This is a genomic window from Spirosoma sp. KNUC1025 (assembly GCF_045160025.1).
Classification (GTDB): domain Bacteria; phylum Bacteroidota; class Bacteroidia; order Cytophagales; family Spirosomataceae; genus Spirosoma.
The window spans coordinates 24676-46136 of record NZ_CP087141.1; the positions used below are offsets into that span (position 1 = coordinate 24676).

The following is a 21461-nucleotide window of genomic DNA, read 5'->3' on the forward strand; positions in this document are numbered from 1 at the left end:
TATAGTACTTACAAAAGTATAGTTGAAAGTGTAAATTTGCATCATCAATGGTGAGCAAATTTTGCCGCCATAGTAAAAAACAGGGACATGAATCTTCATCGAAAACTCGTCAAAACATATACACCTCCTACTCAACAGGGGTTTTTAGGACCTGGTCATTTAGCCAGACCAGTTATTCAGGTCGACTTCACTCAAAGTGACCCGTTCATTCTATTGATGGATGATCGACTCGACAAGCAAGATGATCAGCCAGTGGGCGGTCCGCATCCGCATGCCGGCTTTGAAACCGTATCCTTGCTTCTGGAAGGCAGCATAGGCGACGAAGCTCACCAGATGAAGGGGGGTGACCTACAGCTCATGACGGCGGGGAGTGGTATCGTCCATACCGAAACCATCGAAGGGAAAGCGTCGATGCGCCTGTTACAGTTATGGCTGAATCTACCTAAGAAAGATCGCTGGGCAAAGCCACGGGTACAGGATATACCTTTGGAGAAAGTGCCAACGTCAACCCATAACGGCACAACTATACAGGTCTACAGTGGCTCTCTGGCGGGACTAACGTCACCCATTCAGAATTATACACCGCTTATTATTGCTGATATCCATTTGCAGCCCGGTACAACCACGGTGCAACACCTTCCGGCATCCTTCACCACGTTCCTGTATGTGCTTGAAGGGAGTCTACATTTGGGCGACGATGCCAGTGAGCTCCACCGTGATCAGGTGGGCTGGCTGGATAGACACGCCGAGGAAACACTGAGCGAACTCAGGCTGACAAGTGGGGAAACGGGAGCCCGGGTTATTCTCTACGCCGGAAAACCGCAAGGCGATGCCATCGTGTCGCATGGCCCTTTCATTGGCGATACACAAGAGGACATTCGACGGCTCTACCAGGAATACAGGCAGGGCAAAATGCACCACATCGCCACCGTAGCGGCTTCGCAACGGATTCTCTGGTAAGGCCAGCAACGGGTTCTCCATTGACCATGGCTTTGCTGGCTGCATGGCCATCACACATGCTTAGACAATACAAATCAATAATTTTTAGTCACATGTCAACTACTAAATGGGTTCTTGACCCCACGCACAGCGAATTAGGCTTCAAGATCAGACATCTAATGATCAGTAATGTCTCAGGTTCTTTCCAACAGTTTCAGGTAGAGGCTGAAACCCAGGATGACGACTTTGCTACTGCTCAAATACGGGCTACCGTCGAGATTGCTTCCATTCATACCAACAATGAGCAACGCGACCACCACCTGCGTAATTCCGATTTTTTCGAAGCAGAAACCTATCCCCAGTTAAACTTCCAATCGACAAAAGTTGAGAAGATATCCGATGACACCTTTACTGTTTATGGGGATTTAATGATGAAAGGCGTTAGCAAACCGGTCAAATTAGCGGTTGAATACAGTGGCGTGACGAAAGACCCATGGGGTGGCGTTCGGGCGGGCTATACCATCAGCGGGAAAATCAACCGTAGTGATTGGGGGATTACCTTCAATGGTGTACTGGAAACAGGCGGGGTAGCCCTGGGCGAAGAAGTAAAGATTAACAGCGAAATTCAACTGGTCAAACAGCTTGAACCTGTAGCTGCCTAACCATAGGTATAGTAGTAAGCAGCCTTTTAAAAACGTTTGCCACCATCTAGCAGGGGTTATAAAAGGCTGCTAAGTCGTTTTCCGATGAAAAAACAGAAACTAAGAGTTGGTCTGGCTGGCTTGCAGGCCGGTAGAAGTTGGGCGGCTGTTGCCCATCTACCGGCGCTCCATGAATTGTCCGACCACTATGAGATCGTGGGTGTTGTCAACTCCAGTCTGGAAAGTTCACAAGCGGCAGCCGAGGCATGCGCTATTCCGCGCGCTTTCGGCAGTATTGACGAGATGGCCGCATCGGAAGATATTGACCTAGTTGTCGTGACGGTTCGCGTACCACTGCATTATGAGGCCGTAAAGAGCATTCTCTCGCATGGGAAGCATGTTTATTGTGAGTGGCCGCTTGGTCGCACTCTAGCCGAGGCTGAAGAGCTGACCGCTATGGCCCGCGAGCGTTCAGTCGTGGCGGTGGCGGGAACGCAGGCCCGGGTTTCTCCGGCGATCCGTACGCTCTCCGAGCTAATCAAAACGAATTCGATCGGTTCGATTGTATCCAGCAGCATCCACGGCTGGGCCACCCCTGGGGGCTACGATCAGCGATACAAAAAACGAGGAATATTTACGAAAGCAAGCCAGTGGTGCTGACCTGCTGACCATTCCATTCGCGCACACGCTTGCTGCTGCCTGCGATGTGCTGGGCAGTATCCGTCAATTATCCGCCAACGCTCACACGCGTTATCCACGGGTAAAGGTGCTCGATACAGGTAGGTATATTGAGGCTGACGCGCCTGATTATATCTCGGTTATAGCCAGCCTGACCAACGGTGCCCCTCTTTCCATAGAGTATACAGGTGGGCATCCGGTTTATGGAGACGCTTTTCGTTGGCAAATTGAGGGAACAACGGGGCAATTGGTTGTTACAGCCTCCACCGGACATACCCAGCTAGCGAATCTCGCCATTACGCGTTATTCTCCCTCCAGACAGGAGCCAGACCTAATTGAGATAGCTGGTATGGACCATTTTGGGCCACATACCAACGTCAAAGAAATCTACCGAAGGCTGGCTAGCGATATACTAAACGGAACCCATTCTGCTCCCTCGTTTGAGGAGGCTATTTCTCTGCACAAGTTGATCGAAGACATTCGCCTTTCCTCCCGGACTGGACAACGGATAAGCCCGGCAACCCCAACTGGAAGTCTGCCCGATCTATTGGCATGACTGCGCCGGGGCTTATCATCCGATTGACAACCCAATCAAGTACAGAAAAGATCGATCACGAGTAACGATGTGTATAGTATATACAACTAATTGAATTGGACAGATAGTAAAATCATTGTCTCTCCAAACGCTCCCACTTGAGATGAAGGAATACGCATGTATCTACTTCTTTATTCGGGCGCGTGGCTTCAATTCATACTCATGATAAAGGTAAAAAGTAAAGCTATAAACTCAGCTCGTAAAACAACTCGTTTGACCTTGTTCCATCGGGCCAACCTCGTTCAAGTACGTGAGTAAACTTGAACCCAGCTCGTTGATTGGCGGCTTTCTAAACCAAATTTGTATCCCGATGAGAGACGATTGCTTCTGAATAACCATGCTGTTTAGCCTACTCCATACGAGCAGCATAGAAAAGTTTAGATAAGCCTTGCCCCCGGTGTTGTTTCTGAATATAGGAAGCTATTAAGACGACCGTTTTAGGGAATTCAGTTTGTTGAGTGATAGCCGATAGGCCAACATAGTCTCCATTGGGCACAAACAGCCCAAAATAGGCCTTGTTAGCTACGCTTTCTTGCCAGCAGCTATCCAGCAGTCGTGCGTTTTCTTCTAATGAGCTATCAAACAATGTTTGGCTCCAGCCTGAGTGCTTCGAGTCGAATGCGTTTGAAGGTCATCCAATCCTGTTGCTCAAACTGGAAAAGCGAGTAAATACTTTTCCCCAACTTGGTATCACGCATATAACTAGGGGTAACTTGTTGACCGGGAATTTACCTGCCGGTGAGCAAAGTAAGGTAAAAACTAATTGTTTTTGGAAGCAGGGCATCCGTTCTCACAATTTGCTCCCACTGGAGACGAAGGAATTTTTTATGTGAACGTCAATAACGAAGTAAATAGCTCGCTCTACTACCCAATACAGGATAACGCCGATGAGTGACACTAAACGGTCTACCGTTCACCGAACAGCAAGATCATCCAACAGGTAGTGTTCCTTAAAAAGTAGCAGGTCCAGTAACTGGTGTAATCAGTAGGGTTGACGAATCCCTGCATTATAGCAAAATGCCGTCGGTGGGTTGTTGGGCTTTGGGCAGGTTCGCTTCCCCAAGCCATTCTTTTCCCTCTATTTCGATCGTCTGGCAAAGCGCACTCATGGGCACGTCGTTAATCCCGCCCTCGAAGGGATTCTCTGTGTAATCGCCTACCTGTTCCAGCGTAACAAAGATCCAGGACAGTAAGACCGAGGTCGGAATGCTCAACCAGCCCAGTTCACCGACCAAACCAAAGGGAATCAGCCCCACAAAAATCCAGACGAACACCTTGGTAAAAAAGGCATACTGACGGGGTAAGGGCGTGTTTTTGATCCGTTCACACTGGCCCTGTAACTGAGTGAATTCAGCCAGGATGGTTTCAAACTGTATCTGCCGAAATAACGAACTCTCCAGCGAATCACCCAGTTTGGCATAAGCCATTGACTGCAGATTCAGCAGGCAGTTTGGTTTATTGGTCGCCTGCTGGAGGATGGTTAACTCATCCTCCGACAACAAGGGGCTCAGTTGCGTCCAGCAAGCTGCATTCGTCAATTCTTCCCGGCGCAGATTCATTCGCAAGACGTGGGCAAACGCAGTTTGTCGATACACGAACGATTGATGCAGCTCCAAACGATTTCCTTCCCTCTCCCGATGGGCTACTGGCGGTAGATAGACAGAAAGGAGTTGGCGGGAAAAAATCCGACTTTGGTTGACAAGGCCACCCCAGGCAGTAAGGGCCTCCCAAAAGCGCTCATACGCGGAGTTATTGCGAAAGCCAAGCGTAATGGCCACGGCTGTACCCATGGTCCCATAGGGCAGGAAAGACAGCCCTATGGGAATCATCAAGTGCGTATGCACGTAATAGACTCCCATTGCCAGTATACTGAACAACAGGAGAGTACGCCAGGCAAACTGGATGATAATTCAAAATGAAATGTGTTTTTGAACGTACATCTGACTAGGCGATAAGTAATATCAACGCGCAACCTGACTCCTGACGACTGATGGTTAAGCAGGATCTGGTTTTGTCCAGTCGCCAGTTAACCTTGTATAGTGTTTCATCTCCTGGATACTGGTAAAAAAAGGTTTGACCAACCTAAAAAACAGCCCAAACTCCTCGCTTTTGCGGAATCCATTCAGGTGTTCATCCATTGATGTCCAGTGAATGATGACGATGTAATTGGCCGCTTCCTCAACCCCGTGCAGGATCTGATAGCTCCGGCAATAGGGGGAGGCCTGCAAGTGACTGGCGGCCTGGGCATAGTCCTGCTCGAAAGCGAGCTGCTGATCAGCCGCAATAGTGTACCGTATAATTTCAACTGAATCGGAGAGGGCGTTTTTCATAGCTGAGAGGCGTTTACGACTTGCTTTTGTTTACTTTGCAACAAGTATACCGGGTGTCAACTTGCCAGGCAAGGACTATCATGGATGATAGTAGCTGAACTGGGTAACCGCTTCGTTCAGAATCAATTGGTTGAGAGACAAACTTTTTTCGATGAGACTAAAAAATAAGGAGTATCTGTTCCTGCACCGGGAAAAAGAGTTCAACTGTCCCATGGATTTAACGATGGACTACCTGGCGGGCCGGTGGAAAACGGTCGTCTTGTGGTACCTGATTAAGGAGAAAAAGCGCTTCAGCGAACTGACTCGGTTGATCCCCAACATAACCGAGAAGATGCTCTCGCTTCAGTTGCGGCAACTGGAGGCCGATGGGTTGATCTGGCGGCAGGTACACGCTGAGGTGCCGCCCCGGGTGGAGTATGGCCTAACCGAAGCGGGTCAGACACTGATTCCCATTTTGAAAGCTATGTCAAGCTGGGGCCTTAAACAAGCGGTTAAACAAGAGATACCCCCTGCCTCTTGTACGACAGCATCTTCGGCTTTCGACCAGTAAGAAACAGCCCTGTATTCTACACCCGAACTTGACTCGACGAAGACGGCCTGGCTAAATCTCAATCGCTAACTGCCTATTCAATTTAAACATGAACTAGTATTTTACCGTTAAATCAGCGACAGAATATATCTACTACTTATTTTGCACTTTTCTTAGTGATCGTTCAAAAAAGGCGACCTTTTCGTGAACACTTTCAGGCATAAGAGCTGAACGTTATGCTATCCCTATAGTCATGAAAGGCGTTCATTTGGCCAAGGGTTTTCCTGAACGTTTTTCAAATGAGCCCCAAATGCCCATACCTAATTATCTTTCAAGTATGTATACAGGTCACTTTCAACTGGCTCTGGCCTTTAGCCTTTACCTGAACGGATGTGTCGGGTTAGCGTAAAGGAGCTATTCTAAGACATTCAGGGGGCTAAAGGCCTAGCTCTCTTTTTACATTACAAAAAAACACTAGTGAGCAGGATACGTCCCAAATTGAGGGGTTAATCCCGATGTGATCAAATCAAAAAGGGGCATCTTAATGTTCTTAAACCGAATCGTATATATGAATACTTGGTGGCTTTAGCGCAATCCCCTCCGCGGCTGGGTAAGCGGTCAGCGTTAGGTTGTCAATTTTATAGCCTGGCTTCAAGTCACATTGCCCACTTTTGGGTTGTATTATAACCCATAAACTAACCCCCTTTATGATTAAACAACGAATCTGCTTTACCGGAGGCTCAGGAAAAGCCGGGAAGCATGTTATTGCCTACCTGCTTGACCAGGGTCATACCGTGATGAATGTGGACCTGACTCCCCTGCACCACCCAGGCGTCACCAACTTGATGGCCGATATTACGGATTCCGGTCAAATCTTCAATGCCTTAAGTGGGTATGCCAGCTTCAACGAACTGGAGCCTGGTACGGGCGTCCCCCATTTTGATGCGGTCGTTCATTTTGCCGCTGTGCCCCGCATCCTGCTCAAACCCGATAACGAAACGTTTCGGATCAATACGATGGGTACCTACAATGTGATTGAAGCCGCCGTTAAACTGGGCATTCCAAAAGTTATTATTGCTTCCTCTGAGACCACCTATGGTATCTGCTTTTCCGATGGTCAAACTAACCCCAAAACCTTGCCGCTGGAAGAGGACTATGACGTCGATCCCATGGACAGCTACGGCTTATCCAAAGTGGTCAATGAGCAAACGGCCCGCAGCTTTCAGCGCCGATCAGGGCTGGACATCTATGCCCTTCGGATCGGTAATGTGATCGAACCCCACGAATACGCCAAGCTGTTTCCCTACTATCTGACTCACCCGGAAGTCCGTCGCCGGAACGCCTTCTGTTATATCGATGCGCGGGACTTAGGCCAGATTGTGGATTTATGTTTGCAAAACGATGGGCTAGGCTATCAAGTGTTCAATGCCGGTAACGACCACAATGGAGCTCTTCTTTCCAGTAAAGAACTGGTCGAACGATTCTTCCCGGCGTAGCGCTTCATCGGGAGTTGGGGGAGCATGAAGCCTTATTTTCTAATCGCAAGATTCGGGACGTGCTGGGCTTCAAAGAGCAACATAATTGGCGAAAGTACGTACCAGCAGGGGAATAAGGTGCCATTGGATATCATATCTAGCCCAACGGTGAGCCTACGCCTATGTCAGCTCAATTGAGCTTATTGACAGTTCCCTATAGCAGAGGTTAGGTGCTGGCAAGCTTAACCTGTATTCACAATCATGGGTTGGTTTGGAGAGGAATAGTCGTTGAGCAAATGAGTAAGGTGTGTTAAGTCATGTCAATGACCAGCAACAGAGGTAGGTAATAAAACCAGGCTTTCTGGCCTATACGCTGGTTAGCGGTAGTCTGGTAACGTAGCTTTTCATAACAGCTCTAAACCTATTTAGCAGAGCGTTAGCGAATCCAGTACTTCATGAAGAAAACCCACGAGTTCAAAGTCGATGACTTGGTAACGCTAATTGACCCGACGATTGCTCAGGAGTTAGTTGCGGCTAACGGTGAGATTGACTGGCCTGTCCCGGTGATCAGTCAATATGGTCAGCGGGTACACTGCTGGAACAGTCAACGGCGTGAATTTACCATCACCCTCAGTTCGACTGAGATTAAGAAAGTAAATTGATCAGGTAGTTGCTACACGAACGGTTAGAATGGGAGAAAAATCAACTAGAATAGTTACGGTCCCATAACGACCGTAAAGGATATGTAAAATTCAGAAATTTCAGTTTAGGCTTAATTTCTATGCCTCGTCGATGGAAGAGATGTATAGGTAAGTCAAGAGCATAACGTGCGTCATGGCTTTGTTACGTCAAATCGTTCATATATTAGTTGACTGACAGCTTGGCAGCGAAGAGTGATTTGTAGCAGGTTACGCTAAACGAGTTACAAATTGTAAAACTTTAGGTAGTGGCTACTTCAGCCAAACCAAAAAGACTAGCTTGCCGGTATGAATAGAGATAAACAACCTATCCCTCCAGATGCGGATGAAGAACTGGACGATCCCTATGTACACACGGTTTCAACGGAGGAGTTCGTCGAAACCGTAGAGCAGGCCAGTCTAGAGACGAAGGAGGACGTAGTAATTCCCAACCAGGACTAGCTATTCGCTACTCAACCGTGCGTGAAATTTGTGTTGAAGTATCTTCAGGATATCTACTGAAGAAAGGACTAGGTGCGCCTTATACTATTAGGCTAACTATCGGTATAGGCTATAAGGTGCGGTCCGTTGAAAAGGCGTTTTCGTGAACGACTTAATCAAAACTATAAATTGTATTTATTCGAGAATTGGCTTACAGATTTTTATCTAAACTTGAATGTTCGTAAATGGTACATTTAGACTATAGCCTCGGCTGGTTTCGCAGCCCTGGTCTCAAAAAATACCCCGTTAACCGTAACAGACATAGTAGATGCCTGCTTGATCAGAAGTGACCTTATCTTTTCCTGCCAAACGAGAGAAATAGCCCCACCAACAGCACCCCAACACCTAATCCAATCAAGACGTTTCCTGTAACCTCAGACGGTTTTGCTGTAGGAAGACGGTGGGATTGTGGTTCATAGCGGCCATTCGTTACGGCTAGAATCAGGGCAATCGTTTCAGCAGGCACATCTAATTGCGGAACGTGACCACAATTTGAAAACCAGTGTAGCTGAGCATCAGGAAACAGCTTCAGAGCCAACTTAGACTGATTGGGCGGACAAATTCGATCCTGTCGACCCCAGCCAATAACCAGATTCGGGATAGAGCCAACAGGTGCCCCCTGCTGCGGGGTGCCATGGGCCAGACTATCCAGCAGCTTGGTAAAGCTGGGAGTCGGTAAAAACGCCCGAAATTCATTCAGGGCTACCCCAGCCGGGATCGTCCAGGGATGAGCCGAAAATTGAGCGAACAGCACTGTTCGGCTCAGGGGATTGCTGACCAAGGGTGGTAAGATGGGTTGGATGAGCTTGGATAGTTGTGCCGATAGTCGAACCGAGTGGTAGAAATAGGCGACCTGCCAGCCTTGCCAGAATCCACCTGGATCCAGCGATACCACCGAACCGACCACTTGGCCCCGCCGGGCAAGCTCGAGCACTAGCCGCGCTCCCATTGAATTTCCCACTGCATCGATGCCCAGCAGTTGGTGCTGGGTCAAAAAGTCGGTTACCGCATCCGCCAGAGTAGGAATGGATACCTCTCCCAGTAGAGCCGGGGATTGACCGAAACCCGGCAAATCCAGGGCAATCACATCCCGCTGGGTGGCCAACTCATCGATAATGAGATCCCAGACTTGTAGGGAACTCCCTAGGCCATGGAGCAATAACAGGGGTTTACCGGTCCCACGCCGGACATAGTTCATGGTCATACGTATGAGTCAGTAGGTCTACAGGCTGCACTGAACAACCTAGCGTACTATGAACGGCTGCCGGTGCATATAGTTTAGAGTAGGTGAAGTGGCAATAGGGTAGCGGGACTTACTACCTTGAGCAAAATCATACTATCCTGCAACGTTAACCGTCAACCATACATACCGTTGAGCCTAAGGGATGAAGCGCGGTTAGCGGCTGTTTTAAAGTTCTTCGTGAAAAGTCAGTTCAACTTCGTCATCCGTCAGCGAAGTAGCCACTCCGCTCCCCTACTTTTGTCGTATACTCTCACTCCTCTACCAACGCCAATGTTTCTAGGTCATTTTGGGGTCGCCTTTGCCACGAAGCCCCTTCAACCCCGTGTCTCCTTAGGGACCCTGTTCCTGGCGACTCAACTCGCCGATCTACTCTGGCCAACCTTGTTACTGGTGGGCGTAGAGCGAGTCCAGATACGCCCCGGTCTGATGGCGGCTTCCCCCTTTGACTTCATCTATTACCCCTTCTCCCACAGCCTCCTAGCCCAACTACTACTGGGCTTGCTGCTGGGCACTACGTATGGCCTCATCCAGCGTAATTGGCCAAGCGCGTTGCTGGTGGGCTTAGTCGAGTCGTACCCTCTCACTGGTTGCTAGACCTGGTGGTTCACCGTCCCGATCTACCGCTCTACCTGGGATTATCACCCAAAGTTGGACTAGGCCTGTGGAACAGCTTACCCGCTACGGTAGCCCTGGAAGTAGGCTAGCTCGCCCTGGGTCTGTGGCAGTATGTTCGCGCTACCCGAGCTCGAAACCGTACTGGCCGCTTTGGGCTCTGGGGGCTGGTTGTGTTTCTAGTAGTGGTCTACTTAGGGGCGGCCTTTGGCCCACCGCCGACCGACGTATCGGCCTTAGCCTGGAGTGGTCAAGCCCTCTGGCTGACCGTAGGGCTGGGCTATTGGGTCGATGCGAATCGAGCGCCAGCCGAGCCCATCGGCTAATTCAGTAGAGAACGTATGCTGGGGATTGACTGGGACTGCTGTTAACGGAGTGGACAACAATCCTAAAGGGAGCATTCTCGAAAAGTGCCAATAGTGTGACAGGTATAGGATGCCCGTAAGGGCATTTTATTTGTCTGAATTTGTCCCTTTACATTCGTTCGTCAACTGGTGAACAGGGTTGCTAACTACGAGCCAACAGCCAATCAAAATTGGCCCTATAAATTGTATTTTACTGATAAAACAGAAACAATAGTACCCTCCCCTTCCTTTTCAATATTTTGTACTTTTCGTAATGTCCGTTCATAAAAGGCAAGCATTATGTGAATACTTTCAGGCACTGATAGCCAGAGTCAGACTATTTCTCCAATCAACAAATAGCGTCCAGGTGGCCAAGGGTTTTCATGAACGAAAATGGCTGATCCGGTATTTGCACTGGAGCAATAAATATCGTTGGGTTAATTGTTGAAACTTTTACTATCCATGTGGTACATTACCTAGATTACATTTACTGCCTTTTATTGAAATCTACTGTAACGATCTTAAGGTAGTGTCCAGAAAAGGTAGCAAATCCAGTTAGTCGTTCATAGCCTGCAACAGACAAGGACTGTACGGAAAGAAAATCTACTTGTTTAAACAATTCGCTTAAACAAGTGTTACTACAACAGAACGAATACCAGTTTTACGTATACGTTCCTGTCGCCTGGTTGCCCAGTTGGGATCACTTCCTCCGGACGGACCGCTCCTGCCGGACGTAGAGATTATTCCTGCTCAACCATGATATCTCCTGCAAAATCAGAGTCAGCTCCGCTAGGCCAACTCGCTTCCTTTCTGGCCGCCCGGCGGCCAGCGCTGCTGGCCAACTGGCGAACCGCTTGTGAGACCGATCCGGACCTGAGAAGCGTCAACGGCTTAAGCCGGGACGAGTTTACCAACCAAGTCCCATTCATGCTCGATGTGCTCCAGCAGCAGTTGCTGCATCATCACGAGGAAGCCCAGGTGGACCGGTTAGCCGCGGAGCATGGCCTGCTTCGCTGGCACAAGGGTTACGTCTTGGCCGAATTATTGGCCGAGATGCACTATTTAGGCCAGAGTATGCTGGCTGAACTAGGGGCCTTCTGGCAACTCTACCCCTCAACCAATTGCCCAATGATCACCCAAGCCTATGAGCACTTCTTTGCGTTTGCCAATCAAATCAATACCGGCAGTGTGAGCCAGTTTACCGACTTACTACGTACAGCGGCAGCCAGCCGGGTCAACGTACTGGAAAAAGCCCTGGCCGAACTCCAGGCACTCAGCCAGCAACGCCTGGAGATCCTGCGCCATTCCTCCCATGACCTCAGGGGTAGCTTTGGGACCATTCAGGGAGCTGCTTCTCTATTGGAACTGGTGATCGATTCTCAGCAGGAGCGTAAACAGATGCTGGACATGTTGCTGCGGAACCTGACGACATGTCGCTCGCTGGTTACCCAGTTGATGGACCTGGCCCGTTTAGAGGCCGGACAGGAAGCCCTGCACATTCAGCCCCTCGATGCGGGTCAGTTGTTGACCAATCTCGTGGCGAGCTACCAGTTCCTGGCCACCGAGCGGGGCCTTTTACTCAAAGCGGACGGGCCGGCCAGCTTGCCGGTCGTGTGTGACCCCCTTGCGCTTCAGCGCATTATTCAGAACCTGGTGCTCAACGCGCTCAAGCATACGCCTACGGGCTGGGTGTCGGTTAGCTGGAGTCGAGAGACTGAGACGCGCTGGATGGTCAGCGTGCAGGATTCGGGACCGGGCCTGCCTACCGCGACTCAGGCAGGTTCGCCCCCTCACCGGAGTGTTCCCACCACCGAAACTACTGCAACCTATGATTTCGCGGATGCTCAGCAAGTGGATACTACCCATTCCTCCCGCTCCGGGTTTGCCCACCAGGGGGAAGGCGTGGGCTTATCCATCGTCAAGGGCTTGTGTGAACTACTGCGGGCTAGTCTGGAGATCGACAGCCAGCCAGGCATAGGCACCGTGTTTCGGATACGGCTGTCCATTCAGAAGCAGCTTTGAAGGCCACCGCTGCCCTCCCATGGAGGTGACCTTCAAACCCCATAGGGATCGCCCTTTCTGTTTCTTCCAGCCCAACGGCACGGTTCATTTTTTTTAGTTGCGACCATACTCTCACTTTTTCAATTGGATTTTAACTTTATTGTTAAACAAAAGTAGTGTCCAGACGAGTCGACGGTTTGACAACGGTGGGTGAATCTCACGCTACGTAAATCGTTACCAGGACTTGCCAGTACAGCCCAGACGATGCTGATAGCGGTGGTTATCAGAACAACAACGCACGACCACACCGCAGAAGGACCCTTCTACGGTATGGCGACAAGGTGAATGGGCTTGTCCACAGCAGACACTAGCTGTCTGTTAACTAAAGCTACAATGGTCTGTTGTTGCTCAGTCTAAAGGGAAAAACGATACAGGTCTTGTTTGACGGGCTTGCCCGATACACACGACACGCCCTGCTGCTAATCCAAACGCTTCGCTCGATAAGCGTAGGTCTTTTCCCTGAAGAATCAATTGATGTTGCGCCTTTTTAACCTACCGCTCAGGTAGGTATCTAAACCCGTACTTGCCGCGGCTGGACCCGTTTTGCCAATAGGGCAAGCGCTTAAGCTAGCGTCAAGGCGGCATGACAGCTTGAGGTCTTCAGTAGAGTAGTTCAATCACCTTTAACGACAGGAAGCTATGTTAGCAATGAATTTTCGCGGTCCCCGCCAAATCAGGCTGGACCGGAATAAGCCCGAGCCGGACATCAAGCATCCCTATGATGCCATAGTCCGGGTCACCCGATCCCTGATTTGCGGCTCAGACCTGCACCTGTATCACGGTCGTGTGCCCGATACCCGGGTGGGCATGACCTTTGGCCATGAGTTTACCGGCGTCGTAGAAGCCATAGGTTCGGGTGTGCAAAAACTGAACGTGGGTGATCACGTGCTCGTGCCGTTTAACGTTGCCTGCGGCACCTGTCCCCATTGTAAACAGGAACTCTACGGCAACTGCAATGAGTCCAATCCACAAGCCACAGCCGTCGGCGGCTTTTTTGGCTATGCGCACACTGGCGGTGGCTATGACGGCGGACAGGCCGAATACGTTCGGGTACCCTACGCTGATGTGAGCCCCACCCTGATCCCTGCCGGCATGGACCTGGAAAACGCCGTCTTGCTAACCGATGTGGTGCCTACGGGTTACCAGGCTGCCGAGCAGGGCGGCATCCAAAAAGGCGATACGGTGGTAGTGTTTGGGGCCGGCCCGGTGGGGCTGATGGCAGCCCGCTTTGCCTGGTTTTTCGGAGCTACACGGGTCATTGTGATCGACCACGTCGACTACCGGCTGGAGTTTGCCCGCAAGTTTGCCTTTGCGGAGGCTTACAACTACCGGGACATGAAAGACCCGGTGTTGTTCGTAAAAAAAGCCACCGATTATTTTGGTGCGGATGTCTGTATTGATGCGGTGGGCTGCGATGCTTCAGGCAGTGCCCTGCAAGACATTACCGGCAAAGGGCTACTCCTGCAGGCTGGCAGTGCCACCGCCCTGCACTGGGCGATTAACTCCGTTAAAAAAGGCGGTATAGTTTCCATCATCGGCGTATATGGTCCTCCCTGGAACCTGGCACCCATTGGCAGTTTGATGAACAAAGGGATTACCGTACGGGCCAATCAAGCCTCGGTCAAACGGCTACTGCCCAAGCTGATTGATCACATCATGAGTGGCCGAATCAATCCAAAGGAAATGATTACCCACCGGATACCGCTGGAAGACGTGTCCGATGCCTACCGCATGTTTTCCAGTAAGCTCGACCACATTATCAAACCCTTACTCGTTCCGCCACGCGCCAATGCGGCTTAACCCCTTATCTTATGCAAACCGAATTAGAAGCCACAATAGACGAATTTCAGGACCGCACGATTGCGGACCGAAACCTAAAAAAACGTACCAAAGACATCCCCGGCTGGGGCATGGATGCCGATCCAGAAAATGACCCTACTTACCCCATGAAGCATTGGAACGGTGCGGACCACGAGCGGCTCAATTATGAAAAAGCCCCCCAGCAGCCCATCGACATCGAGGTCCTGCATTCGGTGGAGCGACCAGGCGTTATTCGGGTCTTTGGTACGTCATCACCGCCTACGGGCTTAAGTGGGGCTATCCGTCGCTATGCCTATCAGTATAGCGAAGCGACGGCTACGCACTGGATGACGCTGATATTGGCCGACCGGATCAATGCCATTGAGGGCAAGCTAACGGACTTAACGCACGGCATTCTGCCCAACCCCTGGATTGAACGCGGCTGGCGAGTTGAATGGAAGTATAACCGTCCTGCTTTTATCCGAAAGGCAGCGACGACGGGCTTGCTGATCACGGCCGGCCTGCTGCTGCTGAAACGAAAAAACAAGGGTAAGTAGGTGTTAGTAAGCGGGGAGCCTTGATTGTATCAACCCAAATGTTGGTAGTAACTGAACAACGTTTGGGTTGATCCGTTTTTGATGCCTTCTATTACAAAGCAGAGTGGATTTTAAACCCGTCTTATGCACAATCATCGGCCAACCGACCGGCTTGAATATTTTAGCGACGCTGTCCTAGCTATTGCAGCAACATTACTAGCTACCGAACTGCCCAAACCAGAGACTGATACAGGTTTGCTGCAAGCCATAGCCAACCAATGGCCACATTATGCTGCATTCGCTGCTTCCTTCCTGTTTATATGCATTGCCTGGTCCAACCATCACAACATGTTTATTTATTTAAAGCAGACGGACCAGTACCTGCTTAGTCTAAATAGTTTGTTTTTAATCTTCGTTACACTTCAGTCGTTTACCACCGGCCTGCTGGCACGGCATGTAGGCAAACCAGACGAGCAAACGGCAGCATTAATCTATCATGCGACATTGGTGCTGATGACTTTTTTTATAACTGCACCTGGTGGTACGCCATTAAAAAGCCCGAACTGTTAGAAGACGGTACCGATAGAAGGCTCATTCGTCTGTTAACCAAGGAATATGCCATTGCCCCTGCGCTGCACCTGGTTGCCTTACTCATTTGTTTATGGAGTGTACCCTTTAGTATTGTGCCTGTTTTGCTGGTATACATCTATTTTGCCATGCCACGGGCAAGTGAGAAAAAGGCAAAAAGTAAGTAAGAAAAAGCAGGGGTAGGAACGTAGTTGAATCTTATTTATTGGCAACCTATTTAAAATTAACGATCATGAGTACACGCAGCATTCAACTTGAAGAAGTGTTTTCAGACGATACCTACCAGTTAACCGGTGTGGCGATCGCAAAAGACGGTCGTTTGTTTAGCTGTTATCCGTTATGGCCCGGACCACACCGGTACAGTGTTGTCGAAATCTTCCCCAATAACGGGGTGAAACCGTATCCGGACGAACAGTGGAACAGCTGGCAGGAAGGGGACAATGGAAAAAATAAATGGGTTTGTGTGCAGGCCGTGTATGTTGATGATGAGAACAACCTGTGGGTGGTGGACCCGGCCTGCCCGAACATGGAACAGGTGTATGACACTAGTTTCAAGCTGGTCAAGTTCAACTTGACTACTGATAGCATAGAAGAAGTCTACCGGTTTGAGGGCGTACTAAGCAACAAAAGCTATATCAACGATGTGCGGGTCGATACCCAGAGAAACGTAGCGTATTTAACGAACTCCAATGAAGGTGGAATTGTGGTGGTTAATCTGGAAACAGGAACAATCCGGGAAGTATTGCGCCATCATTCCTCGGTGATACACGACCCTTCCTTTACCCTGATCGTGGACGGGAAAGAATTTAGAAAGCAGGGTCAGCCGGTACACCTTCAATCCGATGGCATTGCCTTAACACCGGATGGCGAATGGCTGTATTACAAACCGCTCACTGATAACAAACTCTACCGCATACGCACGGACTTTTTGCGGAACGAAGCAGTGACGGAAGATCAACGGGAGGCTGCGGTAGAAGATTTGGGACGGTTTGCGGTTACGGACGGGATGATCGTTGATAAAAACGGTAACCTGTACCTGGGCGATTACCAGCACTACAAAATGTTCCGAATAACGCCTGCGTTTAAGCTTGAAGATGTGGTGTCCGATGATAGGCTGATATGGCCGGATAGTTATTCCATTTCGACGGATGATTATTTATACATCAGTTGCTCTCAGATTAATAAGCAACCCGATTACAATGAAGGCGAAAACAAACGAACCACACCGTATGCCATTTACCGGATGAAGTTGCCAGATGCCTAAAAGCGGCCTTCTTCCAAGCCCTAGATTGAAAGGGGCTGGAGAGCTGAATGGAAGCCCACTTAAAAAGGGTTTGTGCAACAGGCCGCTATCACCGCCCCAGTTATAATTGGGGTTATCTGGAGGATGAACCGAAAAAGACCTCGAAAGGTAAACGCTTGACGTATGACTGTGTAGCGATGGCATATTCTGGACAAGAAGTACGAAGGCAAACAAACCTTATTGGATTTGTTACCTTTTACTGGACAATACGTTAGGAGTGTTTACTATACTTATACTGTCCAGCAAAAGCAAGCAAGTTTATTCCCGCGGTTAACGAAAAAGCGCACGCGTTGATATTGTATAGCAACCTCTCCAAGTATATTCTTTTCCCATGGCTCGACGATCAAATGCCAACGACCAGGACGATCAAGCAGCATCCGGATATGTCCGCGTGCGGGGGGCACGTGAGCACAACCTCAAAAATATCGACGTCTCAATACCCCGCAATCAGCTGGTGGTTTTCAGTGGTGTCTCCGGCTCGGGCAAGTCGTCCCTGGCCTTCGGCACCCTCTATGCCGAAGCACAGCGACGGTATCTTGAATCGGTTTCCCCGTATGCCAGACGACTGATCGATCAGGTCGGCGTGCCGGATGTCGATGCCATTGACGGCCTGCCGCCCGCCGTCGCCCTGCAGCAGCAACGCGGCACGCCCAATGCCCGCTCGACGGTAGGTAGTCTGACGACCCTCTCGAGCCTGGTGCGCATGCTCTACTCACGCGTGGGTACATACCCCCCCGCCAGACGATGCTCTATGCCGAAGATTTTTCCTTCAACACCCCGCAAGGGGCTTGTCCCCGCTGTCAGGGTATGGGTAGGGTGCATACCATGACGGAAGAATCGATGGTTCCGGATCCGTCTCTGACCATCCGCCAGCGGGCCATTGCCGCCTGGCCCACGGCCTGGGGCGGTCAGAACCTGCGCGACATTCTAGTCTCGCTGGGTTATGACATCGATATGCCCTGGAAAGACCTGCCCAAAACCGATCGGCTGTGGATTCTCTTTACGGACGAGCAGCCGACGGTTCCCGTCTATGCAGGCCTCACCCCAACCGAAACGCGTCAGGCTCAGCGACTAAAGATGGAACCCAGCTATCAGGGAACCTTCAGCAGCGCCAGACGAAACCTGGAGCACACGCTGGCCAATACGGACAGTGCAGCCATGCGCAAACGCGTGTTGCAGTTTATGATCAGTAGCCCCTGCCCGGTATGCAAGGGTAAACGCTTAAAGCCCGAGGCACTTTCGGTTACCTTCGCCGGCTACGACATCGCCGATCTCTCGCACCTCTCTCTGGACCAACTGGCAGCCGTTATCAGGCCGGCCGCGAAGGGCGAGTTTGCCTCCGACATAAATCCGTCACCGTCGCTGGTGAGTCGCCAGGCGGCAAAAGCTGCGCTGGATAGGCGCCAGCAGGCAGGTGGCTCAGCGCACAAGGGCGCCCCCGATGTGCGCCGTACGGATGAGCTCTCGCTTGAAAAGCGCATCGCTGCCGAGCGCCTGTGCAGTGATCTTCTGGATCGCCTGACAACACTCATCGAGCTTGGCCTTGGTTACCTGTCGCTTGACCGCAGCACACCCACCTGCTCATCCGGTGAGTTGCAGCGGCTACGGCTGGCCACTCAACTCTCCTCCCAGCTCTTTGGGGTCATCTATGTGCTGGACGAGCCAACGGCTGGGCTGCACCCGGCCGATGGCCACGCGCTCTTCGACGCACTGGACAGGCTCAAAGCGTCGGGCAACTCGCTTTTCGTCGTCGAACACGACGTTGAGCTGATGCGCCGTGCCGATTGGCTCGTTGATGTTGGCCCTGAAGCGGGCAGCGCGGGCGGACGTATTCTCTACAGTGGGGAACCACAAGGACTCAGGCAGATCAGCGAGTCCCGCACCAGGCCCTACCTTTTTGAGGAAACAGCCCGGCTGGCGTCCCCCAACCGTCGCCCTACAGGCTGGCTAGGCCTGGAAAGAGTCCGACGAAATAATCTCAAGGGCGTTCATGTTTCATTTCCGCTGGGTTGCTTTACCGCCGTAACCGGTGTCTCGGGGTCGGGCAAATCCAGCCTGGTGAGCCAGTCTCTGCTGGATCTGGTGGCAGCGCATCTGGGCATGAGACGGGAAGAGGCTGAGGAAGATACGCTGGAGGATGCCCCTGCAGAAAAAACCATCGGTCGATTGTGGGGCAATATCGATGCCATACAGCGACTTGTTGAGGTGGATCAAAAACCAATCGGACGAACACCACGCTCCAACCTGGCCACCTATACCGGGCTTTTTGATCATGTCAGAAAACTCTTTGCCGCCACGCCGGAGGCCCGTATGAGACACTTCGATGCCGGCCGCTTTTCCTTCAACGTCGCCAAAGGGCGGTGCCCAACCTGTGAGGGAGAAGGCCAGGTCAGCATCGAGCTGCTGTTCATGCCAAGCGTGTATGCCCCCTGTCCGACCTGTCATGGAACACGCTATAACGAAAAGACGCTGGCGATTACCTGGAACGGCAAATCCATTGCGGATGTGCTCGGCATGACAGTTGACGAAGCTTGCCTGTTTTTTGCCCAGGAAGCGTTGGTGTTGCGATCCCTCGACACGCTGAAGGATATTGGCCTGGGTTATCTCAAACTTGGGCAAAGCGCAACCGAGCTTTCCGGTGGTGAGGCCCAGCGCATTAAGCTTTCCACCGAACTGCAACGTACACAACGGGGCACCACCCTCTACGTGCTGGACGAGCCGACTACAGGCCTACATCCGCGTGATGTCGACCGTCTTCTTGTTCAGCTGAACCGGCTGGTTGATGCGGGCAATACCGTTATTGTCGTCGAGCATGATATGCGTACGGTCGCCCAGTGTGATTGGGTTATCGACGTGGGACCCGGAGCCGGGAATCACGGCGGCACGATCGTTGCGGCAGGAACACCCGCCGAGATCGCCACGTGTGAGGCAAGCCGCACGGCTCCTTTTTTGGCGAACAGCCTGAAGCCAGAGCTAAGTCCTCCCTAATCAACGCAACAACAAGTCGTATTACAAACCTTTAGACGCATATATCATGGAAAAACTGTCATTACTGGCTCGTGTTCAAGCAAAACCTGGCCAAGAAGCTACTGTCGAGAACTTTCTGAAAGAAGCGCTGGCCATGGCTCAACAGGAAGCGGGCACCATTCGTTGGTATGCCTTCAAGATCAATGAGAATACGTTTGGCATTTTCGACACATTTGCCACTGAAGACGACCGGCAAGCCCACCTGAGCGGTGAAATTGCGAAGGCGTTGATGGCAAATGCTGACACGCTACTAAGTGTGCACCCTGTGATCGAACACCTTGAATTACTTGCCATTAAGTAACTTTTGTAACCGGGTAGTGATTTTCGTTTTTTGGCAATTAACGTATGAAAGTCGCTACCCGGTTATAAATCAAGCGACATTTGTTGTATCCTTAAAATACCCTCTTATCGTGGGACATTTATGGAGTGTTTTAAAGGGCAATTTGTTTTTCCTGTTTGTTCTTGCAATTGTTTATCAACTGGTGACTAGGGGTGCTAACTACAAGCCGGTAGCTGACATAAATCTGATTTAAAAATGGTATTTTACCGCTAAATTAAAATTAACAATACCTTCCACTTCTATTATCAAAGTTTTGTACTTTCCATAGTGACTGTCCATAAAAGGCAACCTTTTCGTGAACGTTTTCAGGCATGAACGACAGCTAATCAATCATATCAGTCATTTATGGTCGACACGCTCTTCTAAAGAGCTTAGTGGTATCCTTCTTTTGGTATGGATTTGTAATCGAATAATTCGGTAACTTCAACGCCTACAACCTGCTTGATGAATCGAAAATAGATCGTTCACATTCTCGTCAGACTTGATTTAGATACGGTTATATCATGAAGCTAGGATACGCCCAAGTCTCCACCGCAACGGCGGCCCGGCCAAGATCAAAACCTGGCGCTTCAACTTGATGCCCTTAAAACAGCGGGTTGCTCGAAAATCTTCCAGGAGAAAGCTAGTGGGTCAAAAACCGAACGGACCGAATTGAACAGGTTACTCGAAATTATTCGGGAGGGGGATACACTGATGATTTGGAAGCTGGATCGACTGGGCCGTTCCTTGAATCACTTGATCGAGATTGTCACTCAGCTCGAAGAGCAACACGTTGGGTTAGTCAGTTTAAACGATCCAATTGATACCACGACAGCTCAAGGTCGGCTCGTTTTTCGCATCTTCGCCAGTCTAGCTGAGTTTGATCGCACCGGCGAACCGGCGGGAGGTCATTCGGGAACGGTCACTGGCGGGTTTGGCCTCTGACCGTCGACGGGGTCAACTCTTAGGCCGTCGTAAAGGGTTAACCAAAGTCGGTGAACAGAAAGCCCGCCTTGGTGAAAGCCTCTATAAAGAAGACAAGTATTCCGTCGAACAAATCGCCCGCGAGCTACACATCTCCAAGACTACTTTATACAAGTATCTCCGCCAGCGAGGGGTTGAAATAGGTCCTTCAGCTAAAAACCCAATTGCCACAAGGTAGAAAATTGTAGCTGTAAGCTATTTGACATTTATTAAAGGGAGTTCCAAATGAGGTTACGATTTTTGTGTTTAGAGCGCTGCAATCATAGAAACAGTGCTCCT

The 21461-nt window shown here is 50.4% G+C and carries 20 protein-coding genes and 2 pseudogenes; 19 read left to right on the forward strand and 3 right to left on the reverse strand.

The window, feature by feature from the left end; translation table 11 throughout:
• Positions 1-87 precede the first annotated feature (87 nt).
• The 4 genes from LN737_RS31925 (at position 88) to LN737_RS31940 (ending at position 2814) form a co-directional block, all read left to right on the forward strand.
• Complete coding sequence (locus LN737_RS31925; RefSeq protein ID WP_231780330.1) at positions 88-960, forward strand: pirin family protein; 873 nt, start codon at positions 88-90, stop codon at positions 958-960.
• Positions 961-1052: 92 nt separating this feature from the next.
• On the forward strand, positions 1053-1601 hold the full coding sequence (locus tag LN737_RS31930) for a YceI family protein (protein WP_231780331.1): 549 nt from the start codon (positions 1053-1055) through the stop codon (positions 1599-1601).
• 84 nt (positions 1602-1685) lie between these two features.
• Positions 1686-2240 (forward strand): Gfo/Idh/MocA family protein, encoded by a 555-nt coding sequence (locus tag LN737_RS31935; protein ID WP_231780332.1) that lies wholly within the window; start codon positions 1686-1688, stop codon positions 2238-2240.
• Positions 2143-2814, forward strand: coding sequence for a hypothetical protein (locus LN737_RS31940; RefSeq protein ID WP_231780333.1), 672 nt, complete (start codon positions 2143-2145; stop codon positions 2812-2814). Before LN737_RS31935 ends, LN737_RS31940 begins: the two co-directional genes overlap by 98 nt.
• 1046 nt (positions 2815-3860) lie before the next feature.
• Here the strand turns inward: LN737_RS31940 and LN737_RS31945 are convergent.
• Positions 3861-4763: a bestrophin family protein gene (locus tag LN737_RS31945; RefSeq protein ID WP_370636605.1), complete on the reverse strand. Its 903-nt coding sequence runs from the start codon at positions 4761-4763 to the stop codon at positions 3861-3863.
• An 84-nt stretch (positions 4764-4847) separates the two neighbouring features.
• A complete protein-coding gene (locus LN737_RS31950) occupies positions 4848-5183 on the reverse strand; it encodes an antibiotic biosynthesis monooxygenase (RefSeq protein ID WP_231780335.1) in 336 nt (111 codons plus the stop codon).
• Positions 5184-5334: 151 nt separating this feature from the next.
• Here LN737_RS31950 and LN737_RS31955 point away from each other — a divergent pair, with 151 nt between their 5' ends.
• The 4 genes and pseudogenes from LN737_RS31955 (at position 5335) to LN737_RS31970 (ending at position 8326) form a co-directional block, all read left to right on the forward strand.
• The gene (locus LN737_RS31955; protein ID WP_231780336.1) at positions 5335-5733 is read left to right on the forward strand and encodes a helix-turn-helix domain-containing protein; all 399 of its coding nucleotides are present in this window, start codon (positions 5335-5337) and stop codon (positions 5731-5733) included.
• Between the two features lie 686 nt (positions 5734-6419).
• Positions 6420-7324, forward strand: a pseudogene (locus LN737_RS31960) (NAD-dependent epimerase/dehydratase family protein).
• Between the two features lie 318 nt (positions 7325-7642).
• Positions 7643-7849 (forward strand): hypothetical protein, encoded by a 207-nt coding sequence (locus LN737_RS31965; protein WP_231780337.1) that lies wholly within the window; start codon positions 7643-7645, stop codon positions 7847-7849.
• 324 nt (positions 7850-8173) lie between these two features.
• Positions 8174-8326 (forward strand): hypothetical protein, encoded by a 153-nt coding sequence (locus LN737_RS31970; RefSeq protein ID WP_405520834.1) that lies wholly within the window; start codon positions 8174-8176, stop codon positions 8324-8326.
• Positions 8327-8657: 331 nt separating this feature from the next.
• Here LN737_RS31970 and LN737_RS31975 read toward each other — a convergent pair whose 3' ends face one another.
• On the reverse strand, positions 8658-9569 hold the full coding sequence (locus LN737_RS31975) for an alpha/beta fold hydrolase (protein WP_231780338.1): 912 nt from the start codon (positions 9567-9569) through the stop codon (positions 8658-8660).
• A 309-nt stretch (positions 9570-9878) separates the two neighbouring features.
• Between LN737_RS31975 and LN737_RS31980 the strand changes: the two genes are divergently transcribed.
• From LN737_RS31980 to LN737_RS32030, 11 genes and pseudogenes are all read left to right on the forward strand, one after another.
• Positions 9879-10202 carry a hypothetical protein gene (locus tag LN737_RS31980; protein ID WP_405520837.1) on the forward strand — a complete coding sequence of 108 codons (324 nt, stop codon included), beginning with the start codon at positions 9879-9881 and terminating at the stop codon, positions 10200-10202.
• A gap of 191 nt (positions 10203-10393) precedes the next feature.
• Positions 10394-10546 (forward strand): hypothetical protein, encoded by a 153-nt coding sequence (locus tag LN737_RS31985; RefSeq protein ID WP_370636596.1) that lies wholly within the window; start codon positions 10394-10396, stop codon positions 10544-10546.
• Positions 10547-11320: 774 nt separating this feature from the next.
• Positions 11321-12586: a sensor histidine kinase KdpD gene (locus tag LN737_RS31990; protein WP_231780339.1), complete on the forward strand. Its 1266-nt coding sequence runs from the start codon at positions 11321-11323 to the stop codon at positions 12584-12586.
• 678 nt (positions 12587-13264) lie between these two features.
• A complete protein-coding gene (locus tag LN737_RS31995) occupies positions 13265-14425 on the forward strand; it encodes a zinc-dependent alcohol dehydrogenase (protein ID WP_231780340.1) in 1161 nt (386 codons plus the stop codon).
• 11 nt (positions 14426-14436) lie between these two features.
• Positions 14437-14982, forward strand: a complete 546-nt coding sequence (locus tag LN737_RS32000; protein ID WP_231780341.1) for a hypothetical protein — start codon at positions 14437-14439, stop codon at positions 14980-14982.
• Positions 14983-15105: 123 nt separating this feature from the next.
• The gene (locus LN737_RS32005; protein WP_231780342.1) at positions 15106-15531 is read left to right on the forward strand and encodes a TMEM175 family protein; all 426 of its coding nucleotides are present in this window, start codon (positions 15106-15108) and stop codon (positions 15529-15531) included.
• Positions 15532-15781: 250 nt separating this feature from the next.
• Positions 15782-16813, forward strand: a complete 1032-nt coding sequence (locus LN737_RS32010) for an SMP-30/gluconolactonase/LRE family protein (protein ID WP_231780343.1) — start codon at positions 15782-15784, stop codon at positions 16811-16813.
• Between the two features lie 370 nt (positions 16814-17183).
• Positions 17184-17681 (forward strand): hypothetical protein, encoded by a 498-nt coding sequence (locus LN737_RS32015; RefSeq protein ID WP_370636597.1) that lies wholly within the window; start codon positions 17184-17186, stop codon positions 17679-17681.
• The gene (locus LN737_RS32020) at positions 17678-19840 is read left to right on the forward strand and encodes an excinuclease ABC subunit A (protein ID WP_405520841.1); all 2163 of its coding nucleotides are present in this window, start codon (positions 17678-17680) and stop codon (positions 19838-19840) included. Before LN737_RS32015 ends, LN737_RS32020 begins: the two co-directional genes overlap by 4 nt.
• 46 nt (positions 19841-19886) lie before the next feature.
• Entirely contained in the window at positions 19887-20180 is a 294-nt protein-coding gene (locus LN737_RS32025) for a putative quinol monooxygenase (protein ID WP_231780344.1), read from the forward strand.
• A gap of 542 nt (positions 20181-20722) precedes the next feature.
• Positions 20723-21360, forward strand: a pseudogene (locus LN737_RS32030) (recombinase family protein).
• Positions 21361-21461: the final 101 nt, after the last annotated feature.

Coding starts and splice junctions, on each gene's coding strand:
- LN737_RS32000 (WP_231780341.1), top strand. CDS start 14,437: ATGCAAACCGAATTAGAAGCCACAATAGACGAATTTCAGGACCGCACG.
- LN737_RS31965 (WP_231780337.1), top strand. CDS start 7,643: ATGAAGAAAACCCACGAGTTCAAAGTCGATGACTTGGTAACGCTAATT.
- LN737_RS32015 (WP_370636597.1), top strand. CDS start 17,184: ATGGCTCGACGATCAAATGCCAACGACCAGGACGATCAAGCAGCATCC.
- LN737_RS31975 (WP_231780338.1), bottom strand. CDS start 9,569: ATGACCATGAACTATGTCCGGCGTGGGACCGGTAAACCCCTGTTATTG.
- LN737_RS31990 (WP_231780339.1), top strand. CDS start 11,321: ATGATATCTCCTGCAAAATCAGAGTCAGCTCCGCTAGGCCAACTCGCT.
- LN737_RS31980 (WP_405520837.1), top strand. CDS start 9,879: ATGTTTCTAGGTCATTTTGGGGTCGCCTTTGCCACGAAGCCCCTTCAA.
- LN737_RS31995 (WP_231780340.1), top strand. CDS start 13,265: ATGTTAGCAATGAATTTTCGCGGTCCCCGCCAAATCAGGCTGGACCGG.
- LN737_RS31925 (WP_231780330.1), top strand. CDS start 88: ATGAATCTTCATCGAAAACTCGTCAAAACATATACACCTCCTACTCAA.
- LN737_RS31930 (WP_231780331.1), top strand. CDS start 1,053: ATGTCAACTACTAAATGGGTTCTTGACCCCACGCACAGCGAATTAGGC.
- LN737_RS31950 (WP_231780335.1), bottom strand. CDS start 5,183: ATGAAAAACGCCCTCTCCGATTCAGTTGAAATTATACGGTACACTATT.
- LN737_RS31955 (WP_231780336.1), top strand. CDS start 5,335: ATGAGACTAAAAAATAAGGAGTATCTGTTCCTGCACCGGGAAAAAGAG.
- LN737_RS32010 (WP_231780343.1), top strand. CDS start 15,782: ATGAGTACACGCAGCATTCAACTTGAAGAAGTGTTTTCAGACGATACC.
- LN737_RS31935 (WP_231780332.1), top strand. CDS start 1,686: ATGAAAAAACAGAAACTAAGAGTTGGTCTGGCTGGCTTGCAGGCCGGT.
- LN737_RS32025 (WP_231780344.1), top strand. CDS start 19,887: ATGGAAAAACTGTCATTACTGGCTCGTGTTCAAGCAAAACCTGGCCAA.
- LN737_RS32020 (WP_405520841.1), top strand. CDS start 17,678: ATGACGGAAGAATCGATGGTTCCGGATCCGTCTCTGACCATCCGCCAG.
- LN737_RS31970 (WP_405520834.1), top strand. CDS start 8,174: ATGAATAGAGATAAACAACCTATCCCTCCAGATGCGGATGAAGAACTG.
- LN737_RS32005 (WP_231780342.1), top strand. CDS start 15,106: ATGCACAATCATCGGCCAACCGACCGGCTTGAATATTTTAGCGACGCT.